This is a genomic window from Candidatus Obscuribacterales bacterium, from assembly GCA_036703605.1.
GTDB lineage: Bacteria > Cyanobacteriota > Cyanobacteriia > RECH01 > RECH01 > RECH01.
Map to the genome: position 1 here is coordinate 1 of DATNRH010000383.1, position 1,035 is coordinate 1,035.

1 protein-coding gene is annotated in these 1,035 nt (G+C 56.6%); it reads right to left on the minus strand.

Annotated elements, in window-relative coordinates; all coding sequences use genetic code 11:
• A partial coding sequence (locus V6D20_07985) for an endonuclease/exonuclease/phosphatase family protein (protein HEY9815724.1) occupies positions 1–1,035 on the minus strand: 1,035 nt, incomplete at its 3' end.

The window sequence follows — 1,035 nt, forward strand, 5'->3', positions numbered from 1 at the left end:
TTTTGGGGCCCGGTCGCTGGCTTCACGGTACCAAGCCTTGCATTGGGTCCAAGCTCCTTGCAAGTCGTTCGCCGACAGGGCTGCTTCAATGGCAGCCCCGGCTGTCTCCACTCGCTGTTTCCGGTCAGCCTTGAGGGCCTGTTGGATCCGGCGAGAGAGGCGGCGGCTTTCAGACTGGAGCTCTCTGTCATGGCCAACCTGACGGCGGTGCCGAAGTGCCGCTTTCTGGTCGACTAACTTCCAGGTGGCCTCAGAAACCCAAGGTTTCTTCAAGCGATTTACTCGCTGGGGAGGTGTTTTCATCTCCTGGAGGGCCTGGAACAGAGCATCCGCACGAGATTGAGGCCCCCATTTTGGGAGCTTCAGGGGGAAGCGGCGACGGCCAAGAAGGTATCGTCGGTTCCCTGTCATCGGGGCAGAGAGCAACTTGCCAATGACCATGTAGTGGTCACTATCGAAGTTGCGGGGATCGCGAATGCTGACATTTTGCCAGATCCGACGATCAGTGCCAAGGATGTAGTCGCAACGCGAGTTAATCCATTGGCCGTTCCGGCACTGGCGCCAAGTGGTTCCATATCCAAAGCGGGAACGCTGATAGAAATGGGGTACCAAATCTTCCAGCCCATGTGTGTCCAAAGCCGTAGCAATTTCCACAGCCCGGGCGCCCTGAGGGCTAGCCAAGTTGACATTCAGGTCTCCAAGGAGGATAGCCCGAAGGCGCTCTTCTGGAGTGAAGCGGTCCATGGCTTGGTCGATTGCGGCCAGTGTTAATCTGTAGTTGCCTGAGGGAGGGATGTACGCGCCTACCAAGGGTCGACGCTGAAAACCTGACACCAGCTCACAGCTGATGACATTAGGCCCATGCTTCCTCAGGGATTCAATTTGCCAGTAGGCAGAATCTTTGTAAATAAGGGCTACGCCGCCCTGGTGTGGACTGACTGCCCGGGTGGCAGCCACAGAGTAGCCTAAGCAACTCCTTGTGTGTATGCCATTGGTCAGCTTCGTCTCAGTGAAGAGACAAATGTCCACTGCCAT